Origin of the sequence: Nonomuraea maheshkhaliensis, assembly GCF_039529435.1 — a bacterium.
GTDB lineage: Bacteria > Actinomycetota > Actinomycetes > Streptosporangiales > Streptosporangiaceae > Nonomuraea > Nonomuraea maheshkhaliensis.
Genome location: NZ_BAAAMU010000005.1, coordinates 95,643 through 103,383, shown reverse-complemented (window position 1 = coordinate 103,383; position 7,741 = coordinate 95,643). Strand labels below are relative to the sequence as shown.

At 73.4% G+C, this 7,741-nt stretch carries 10 protein-coding genes; 4 read left to right on the top strand and 6 right to left on the bottom strand.

The window, feature by feature from the left end; genetic code table 11:
* Positions 1-159: 159 nt before the first annotated feature.
* From ABFX54_RS05550 to ABFX54_RS05535, 4 genes are read right to left on the bottom strand one after another with little or no spacing between them, the layout of a single operon-like run.
* On the bottom strand, positions 160-372 hold the full coding sequence (locus ABFX54_RS05550; protein ID WP_346101938.1) for a hypothetical protein: 213 nt from the start codon (positions 370-372) through the stop codon (positions 160-162).
* Positions 373-375: 3 nt separating this feature from the next.
* The gene (locus tag ABFX54_RS05545) at positions 376-1,110 is read right to left on the bottom strand and encodes an alpha/beta fold hydrolase (protein ID WP_346101937.1); all 735 of its coding nucleotides are present in this window, start codon (positions 1,108-1,110) and stop codon (positions 376-378) included.
* Entirely contained in the window at positions 1,107-1,721 is a 615-nt protein-coding gene (locus ABFX54_RS05540) for a LysE family translocator (protein ID WP_346101935.1), read from the bottom strand. The genes ABFX54_RS05545 and ABFX54_RS05540 overlap by 4 nt, the downstream gene beginning before the upstream one ends.
* A 60-nt stretch (positions 1,722-1,781) precedes the next feature.
* Positions 1,782-2,753, bottom strand: coding sequence for a helix-turn-helix transcriptional regulator (locus tag ABFX54_RS05535; protein ID WP_346101933.1), 972 nt, complete (start codon positions 2,751-2,753; stop codon positions 1,782-1,784).
* A 44-nt stretch (positions 2,754-2,797) separates the two neighbouring features.
* Between ABFX54_RS05535 and ABFX54_RS05530 the strand changes: the two genes are divergently transcribed.
* Both ABFX54_RS05530 and ABFX54_RS05525 read left to right on the top strand, forming a co-directional pair.
* On the top strand, positions 2,798-3,550 hold the full coding sequence (locus tag ABFX54_RS05530; protein ID WP_346101931.1) for a DeoR/GlpR family DNA-binding transcription regulator: 753 nt from the start codon (positions 2,798-2,800) through the stop codon (positions 3,548-3,550).
* Entirely contained in the window at positions 3,547-4,707 is a 1,161-nt protein-coding gene (locus tag ABFX54_RS05525; RefSeq protein WP_346101929.1) for an MFS transporter, read from the top strand. The genes ABFX54_RS05530 and ABFX54_RS05525 overlap by 4 nt, the downstream gene beginning before the upstream one ends.
* 79 nt (positions 4,708-4,786) lie before the next feature.
* Here ABFX54_RS05525 and ABFX54_RS05520 read toward each other — a convergent pair whose 3' ends face one another.
* Positions 4,787-5,548, bottom strand: coding sequence for a TSUP family transporter (locus ABFX54_RS05520; protein ID WP_346101927.1), 762 nt, complete (start codon positions 5,546-5,548; stop codon positions 4,787-4,789).
* Positions 5,549-5,699: 151 nt separating this feature from the next.
* Positions 5,700-6,497: an IclR family transcriptional regulator gene (locus ABFX54_RS05515; protein ID WP_346101926.1), complete on the bottom strand. Its 798-nt coding sequence runs from the start codon at positions 6,495-6,497 to the stop codon at positions 5,700-5,702.
* A gap of 113 nt (positions 6,498-6,610) precedes the next feature.
* On the opposite strand from ABFX54_RS05515, the gene ABFX54_RS05510 reads away from it, so the two are divergent.
* Both ABFX54_RS05510 and ABFX54_RS05505 read left to right on the top strand, forming a co-directional pair.
* A complete protein-coding gene (locus ABFX54_RS05510; protein WP_346101925.1) occupies positions 6,611-7,264 on the top strand; it encodes an ABC transporter permease in 654 nt (217 codons plus the stop codon).
* A partial coding sequence (locus tag ABFX54_RS05505) for an ATP-binding cassette domain-containing protein (protein ID WP_428834500.1) occupies positions 7,251-7,741 on the top strand: 491 nt, incomplete at its 3' end. The genes ABFX54_RS05510 and ABFX54_RS05505, both read left to right, overlap by 14 nt.

Sequence of the window (7,741 nt, the reverse complement as noted above, 5' to 3'; positions counted from 1 at the left end):
AGCGCGCCGGGCGGCTGGCCCAGCTCGCCGCCCCGTTCCTCGGCGCGGTCTTCGAGGCCGGGCTGCTGCCGATGACCAGCACGCTGGGCATCGCGACGGTGCGGGTCCCCGACTGACGCGACCGTCGCAGACGGCCACGTCATCGGCCACGCCGGCAGGCTAGCGGCGGCCGTACTTCTTGTGCACCGCCTGTTTGCTCACGCCGATCGCGTCGGCGATCTGCGCCCAGGCGAGCCCGGCCACCCGGGCGCGCCTGACCTGGACCGCCTCCAGCCGCTCGATCTCGCGGCGCAGCGCGGTGGCGGCGCGCAGGGCCAGCAGCGGATCGTCGTCCTGCGTCTGCCTCACGAGGGTCGCCAGGTCGTCCGTCATGTTCTAAAGGTAGTCCAGCAGCAGCCGGTTGATCTCCTCAGGACGTTCCAGGCCCGGCAGGTGGCCGGCCCACGGCAGCTCCAGCAGCCGCCCCGCGGGCAGCTCGCCGGCCACCTGGCGGGCGGTGGCCACGAAGTACGGCAGCTCGTGCCCGCCGGTCACGACCAGGGCCGGCACGTCCAGGTCCGGCAGCGACAGCTCCCGTTCGAACTGCTCCGGCTCGGGGTCGGCGGCCAGCTGCGCCTCGAACGCGTGCCGCTGCATCGCCGCCAGCCGCAGCCGGGCCCCCTCGTCCGCCTCGGGGCCCAGCAGGGTGCGCACGTTGAGCTCGGTGGCCTCCTCCACCTGGCCCCGCTCCAGCAGGCGTCCCTCCTCGTCCCAGTACGCCCGCAGGTCCGGCGTGGGTTCCAGGTCGACGATGGGGTTGAGCAGCACCAGCCGCCCGGCCAGCCCGGCCGAGGCCAGCTCCAGCGCCACCCGGCCTCCGCCCGAGGAGCCGACCATGGCGGCCCGGGTGACGCCCAGCGCCGCCAGCACCTTGGCCACGTCGTCGGCGTGGTTGTAAGGGCCGTCGGCCCGGTAGGGCGTGTGCCCGTACCCGCGGAAGTCCACCTTGATCACCCGGAAGCGGTCGGCCAGCGCGTCCCACTGAGCGTCCCACATGCCGGAGTCGGCGGCCATCGAGTGCAGCAGCACCACCGGGTCGCCCGTGCCGCGTTCTGCGTGCCAGATCGTCATCGCGACTCCACCGCCATCCGCACGCCCAGCCCGATGAGCAGCACGCCGGAGATCCGCTCCAGCCGGCGCCGGACCGCGGGCCGCTCCAGGACGGTCCCGGCCCTGGCCACCGCCCGGACCAGCAGCCCGTACCAGAGCAGGTCCACCGCCACCCACACCAGGGCGAGCGTCACCAGCGTCAGCGGCACGTCGTGTCCGGCGGGGACGAACTGCGGCAGGAACGACATCGCGAACACGCCGGCCTTCGGGTTGGCCAGGCAGGTGCCGAGCCCGGCCAGGTACGGCCCGCGCCGCCCCGGCGCGACGACCCCTTCCTTCCTGGCCGGCGCCGCCTCGCGGGCCTGCCACAGCGCCTGGGCGCCCATCGCGACCAGCAGGACGGCGCCGGTCACGCGCATGACGTCGTAGGCCAGCTGCGAGGCCACGAGCAGGGCCGACAGGCCGAACGCGGCGGCCAGGCCCCACGCCAGGATCCCGGTCTCGTTGCCCAGTGTGGCGGCCAGGCCGGAGCCGCGGCCCGCGCGCAGCGTCTGGCGCATGATGACGGCCGTGCCGACCCCGGGCACCATGGCCACCAGGACACACGCGCCCGCGAATGCGAGAAGGTACATGCGGGGATGCTGACAGAACCGCGCCCGGATTTCGCCTGGTTTTCGGTGCGTGTCCCGATGTCAGCCGTACAGCTTGACCAGTTCGGCGACCGCCTCGCCCATGAGCGCGCGCAGTTGCGGCGGCCCCAGCACCTCCACGTCGGCGCCCATCCGCAGCAGCACCCAGCGGGCGTGCGTGATCGACTCCACCGGCACGGTCAGCGTGCGCCACCCCTCGGGGTCGGGCTCTCCGGCGGCGGCCAGCGCGGCGGCGACCACGTCGGCGCCCATCGTGTACGCCAGCAGGTCCTCCCGCCCGGGCGCCACCTTGACGACGGCCTCGGCGGTGTACATCCGCTCGCGGAACTCCTTGGCGTACGCCTGCCAGAACGAGCCCAGCTCGAACCCGTCCGGCCGGGCGAAGCGGCCCGGCAGCGTCTCCAGCGTCAGGATGCGCGCCACCCGGTAGGTGCGCGGCGAGCCGTCGGGCGGCGCCGCCACCAGGTACCAGGAGCCGCCCTTGAGCACCAGCCCGTACGGGTGGATGACCCGGTCGACCTCCTTCTGACCCCAGCGCCGGTAGGTCATGTGCAGCGGCCGCTGCTCCCACACCGCCTCCGACACCTCGCCCAGGTGCGGCACGTCGTCGGAGGAGCGGTACCAGCCGGGCACGTCCAGCAGGAACCGCTCGCGCATCCGGGAGGCGTGCGAGCGTGGCTCGGGCGGCAGCGCGGCCAGCAGTTTCAGCTCGGCGTTGGCCGCCACCTCTGCCATGCCCAGCTCGGCCGCCGGGCCCGGCAGCCCGGCCAGGAACAGCGACGACGCCTCCTCGGCGGTCAGCCCGTTGAGCCGGGTGCGGTAGCCGTCGAGCAGCTGGTAGCCGCCCGCCGGGCCGCGGTCGGCGTAGACCGGGACGCCGGCCGCCGACAGCGCCTCGACGTCGCGATAGACGGTGCGTACCGACACCTCCAGCTCGGCCGCCAGCTCCGGCGCGGTCATGCGGCCGCGCGTCTGCAGCAGCAGGAGAAGCGAGAGCAGGCGGCTGGCACGCATAACCGCCATTGTATTGCGCACATTGTCCGTGTTTGTATGAACAGATGGAACGTGTGCGCGCCATCATGAACACCCTGCGGACCGCTGACAGCGTGTCGGTGTCCGAGCTGGCCGCCGAGCACGGCGTGTCGGAGATGACGATCAGGCGCGACCTGGACGAGCTGGCCCAGCAGGGGGTGGTCCGCCGGGTCAGGGGCGGCGCGCTGTCGTTGCTGCTGCGCGGCGAGGAGCCGCCGTTCGGGGTGCGCGAGCGCGAGGCGGTGGAGGCCAAGCGGCGCATCGGGCAGGCGGCGGCGGAGCTGGTCGCCGACGGGGAGGCGGTGATCCTGGACGGCGGCACGACCACGCTGGAGGTGGCCCGCGCGCTGGCCGGGCGGCGGGTGACCGTGCTGCCGCTGGCGTTGCAGGCCGTGTCGCTGCTGGCGGGCGCGCCGCGGGTGCGGGTGGTGCTGCCCGGCGGCGAGGTGCGCAAGGGCGAGCTGAACGTCACAGGACCGCTCACCGAGAGCTCGATCAGGGCGCTGCGCTTCGACACGGCCGTGATCGGCTGCTGCGGCCTGTCGGCCGAGCACGGCCTGACCGCGCACGACCTGCCGGAGGTGGCCGTCAAACAGGCCGCCATCGCCTCGGCGCGGCGGGTGGTCGTGGTGTGCGACTCGGGCAAGTTCGCGCGTACGGCGTTCGGCGCGGTCTGCCCGATCGGCCGGCTGGACGTGGTCGTGACGGACTCCGGCATCCCGCCGGAGGAACGCGACGCCCTGGTGGCGGCCGGCGTGACGGTCAAGGAGAGCGGGTGAGCGGCGCCCGGGTCCTCGTCCGTGAGCGGGTGGCCGTCTACCTGCTGTTCTTCCTGGCCGGGGCGGCCATCGGCACGTGGACGGCGCGCATCCCGGCCATCAAGGAACGCCTCGGGCTCGGCGACGGCCGGCTGAGCCTGGCCCTGCTGGCCATCGCCGCCGGGTCGGTGCTCGGCATGACGGTGGTGGGCCGGCTGGTGGACCGCCACGGCAGCGCCCGGGTGATGATCCCGGCCGCGCTGGCCCAGGGCGTGGTCCTGGTGCTGCCGGCATACGCCTTCGACCTGGTGTCGCTGGCGGGGGCGCTGCTGCTGTTCGGGCTCGTGCACGGGGTGCTCGACGTGTCCATGAACGCCAACGCCGTGCAGGTGGAGCGGGCCCTGGGGCGGCCGGTCATGTCGTCGTTCCACGCCGTCTTCAGCCTGGGCGGGTTCGCCGTGGCGAGCGTGGGCGGGCTGTTCGCGCACTTCGCGCTGACGGCGGCGGTCACGTTCTGGTCGGCCGGGGCGATGATCGCGGCGCTGGCGGCCTGGGCGGCGCGGTGGGCGCTGCGGCCCGCGCCCGAGCGGGCGGACGGCGCGCGGGGGCGGGCCGGGCTGCCGAAGGGCATCGTGTTCCTGGGCGTGCTGGCGTTCTGCTGCCTGGTGGGCGAGGGGGCCGCGGCGGACTGGAGCTCGGTCTACCTGAGCGAGGACCTGGCCGCCGCGCCGGGGTTCGCCGCCGCCGGGTACGCGGCCTTCTCCATCATGATGACGGCGGGCCGGCTCGCGGGTGACCGGCTGGCCGCCCGGCTCGGGCCGGTGCCGCTGGTGCGCTGCTGCGGCCTGCTGGTGGCGGCCGGGCTGGGGCTGGCGCTGCTGGCCGGGCATCCGGTGGCGGGCGTGGCCGGGTTCGGGCTCTTCGGAGCGGGCCTGTCGTGCATCGTGCCGCAGGTGTTCGCGGCCGCCGGGCACCGGGATCCGGCCTACGCCGGGCGGTCGCTGGCGCGGGTGGCGGCGCTCGGCTACCTGGGGTTCCTGACCGGGCCGGTGCTCATCGGGGGCCTGGCCGAGCTGACGGGGCTGCCCCGGGCGCTGGCCGTTCCCGCGCTGCTGGCCGCGTTCGTGGCCCTGGCCGCGACGGCGCTGCGCGTCCGCGCCGAGGAACGGGCGCCCTGAGCGATTTCCCGCGCCTCTCGACGCACCCGCCGGGGAACGGGCGCGGGCGCGGCAGACGCGGGCAGAACGGGCGTGGCGGTCAGGCGAACTGCTGCCAGCCGAGCCTGACCACCATCGCGACGACCACGCACAACAGCACGATCCGGACGAACGACGCGCCCCGCCTGAGCGCCATCCGCGCGCCGAGCTGGGCGCCGGCCACGTTGCACACGGCCATGCCGAGGCCCAGCGCCCACTGCACGTGCCCCTGCACCGCGAACACCGCCAGCGCGCCCAGGTTCGTCCCGATGTTGATGATCTTGGCGGAGGCCGACGCCGAGACGAAGTCCAGCCCGAGGATGGTGGTGAAGGCGATGATGAAGAACGTTCCCGCGCCCGGCCCCAGGACGCCGTCGTAGAAGGCGATCCCGACGCCCGCCGTGGCCACCGCCGCGACGACGCGGGACCGGGTGCGCAGGTGCGGCACGGGCACCGCGCCCATCGCCGGGCGCAGCGTCACGAACGCGGCCACGGCCAGGAGCACCACGATGACGGCAGGGCGCAGCACCTCGGCCGAGATGGAGGCCGCGGCCCACGCGCCCAGCCCGGCGCACACCACGGCCAGGGCCGCGCCCGGCAGCACCACCTGGCGGTCCACCTTGGTGGTACGGGCGTAGGCGACGGCCGCGGAGGTGGTGCCGAAGACGGACGAGAGCTTGTTGGTGGCCATCGCCTCGACCGTCGGCATGCCGGTCATCAGCACGGCGGGCAACTGCAGCAGGCCGCCGCCGACCACGACGGCGTCGACCCACCCTGCTCCTGCGGCCGCGGTCAGCAACACCAGGACCTGATCCAGCGGCACGCGCCACTCCCCCGATTCCCCCAAGAAACGACAAGAGTGTACAAGTCGGGAATCAGTTACTCAGCGCCAGCCCCTGCCCAGGCGTCACTCACGGCCCCGCCAGGACGTCGGTCAGGCCCGAGCCAGCCTCGGCTGGGCCCCGGCCGAGCGCTCAGCCCGGCCGGCCCCGCGTGCTCTTGCCGTCGCCGAGCGCGCAGGACAGTTCGCGTGCCGTCTCCGCCACCGAGGCGCCGATCTCGTGCAGCCTGGTGTGTGAGGCCGCCCGGGTGACGGAGACGCTGATCGCCGCCGTGATCACCCCCCGGTGATCGCGTACGGGGGCCGAGACGCCCGCCTCGCTGTCGTCCAGCTCGACGTCGGAGACCGCGTAGCCGGCCGTGCGCGCCGAGGCCAGCTCCTTCAGCCACGCGTCGATGCCGCCGACGCTGCCGTCGAGCCCGGCCGGCAGCACGGTGGCGAGAAGTTCGCGCACGCGTTCCTCGTCCCACTCGGCCAGCAGCGACCGGCCGGCCGCCGCCATGATCACCGGGACGGAGACGCCCTCCCAGACCCGGTGATAGGCGCGTGAGGAGGGCACCGACAGCAGGGTCAGCACCATGTTGCCGCGCAGCACGCACAGGTAGGCGTCCTCGTCGAACGCCGCGGCCAGCCGCCGCACGTAGGGGGCCGAGACCCGGACGAGCCGGGACTGCTCGGTCCGCGCGGCGAGGGCGAACAGCCGCCATCCGAGCCGGTAGCGCCGGGTGAGCGGGTCGCGTTCGACCATGCCCTCGACTTCAAGCCCGCGCAACGCCCGGGAAACCTGGCTCTTCTCCCTGCCCAGACGCTGGGCGATCCAGCTGACGCCGAACCCGTCGGCGTCCCGCTCGTCCCCGAGACCCGCGAGTATCTCCAGGATTTCCATGTCCCGTCGCAGGCCGGCCGAGGACATGGGCGGCTTGTCAGTCATCCTTGTCCGTTCATCACGAAAGCGTTGCATTAATTGCACCATATTTTGCGCTCAGCGCAACAGATCGCATAGGTTTGCGAATCCATGCAAGCGTAAATGAAGGCGGTTCCTCCATGAGTTTCAGCGAGTACGTGGTCTCACGATGGGACACCCTCTCGCTGGCCGCCGCGGAGCACGCCCTGGTCGTGGCCATCGCCATGGCCGTCGCCACCGCCGTCGGCGTGCTCGCCGGGCTCCTGTTCCACGACTCCCCGAGAGCGAGGGGAGGCGCGATAGCGGCCTCGGCGGCCGTCCTGACGGTGCCCTCCCTGGCGCTGCTCACCCTCCTCATCCCCATCACCGGGCTCGGCTGGGGCTCCACCCTCGTCGCGCTCACCGCGTACGCCTTCCTGCCGATCATCCGCAACACCGTGACCGGGCTGCGCGGCCTGGACGCCGCCACCGTGGAGGCCGGCCGGGGCATGGGCCTCAGCCGCACCCGCGTGCTGCTGCAGGTGCAGCTGCCCCTGGCCTGGCCGCTCATCCTCACCGGAGTGCGCGTCTCGGCGCAGATGCTCATCGGCATCGCCGCCATCGCCGCCTTCGTCGACGGCCCCGGCCTGGGCACGCAGATCTTCGAGGGCCTGTCCCGCCTCGGCTCGGTGAACTCGCTCAACGCCACGCTCGCCGGAACGCTCGGCATCGTCGTGGTCGCCGTCCTGTTCGACCTGTTCTTCTTCGCCGTCCGCCGGCTCACCATCCCGAGGGGGCTTCGTGTTCGACCGTGACACCGAAGGCGTGCGCATCGAATTGCGCTCGCTGACCAAGCACTACCCGGGGCAGCCCGCCCCAGCGGTCGACGACGTCACCCTCGACATCCCCGCAGGAGAGCTCGTCGTGCTGGTCGGCCCGTCCGGCTGCGGCAAGACGACCACCATGAAGATGATCAACCGGCTGGTCGAGCCGACCTCCGGCGAGATCCGCATCGGCGGCCAGGACGTGCTCGGCCTCGACCCCGACCAGCTGCGCCGGCACATCGGCTACGCCATCCAGCAGGTCGGCCTCTTCCCCCACCAGACGGTCGCCCAGAACATCGGCCTGGTGCCCAAGCTGCTCGGCTGGAGCGCCGACCGGATCGAGGCCCGCGTCGAGGAACTGCTCGCCCTGGTCAGCCTGGAGCCGTCGCAGTTTCGCGACCGCTACCCCCGCCAGCTGTCCGGCGGCCAGCAGCAGCGCGTCGGCGTTGCGCGGGCGCTGGCCGAGGA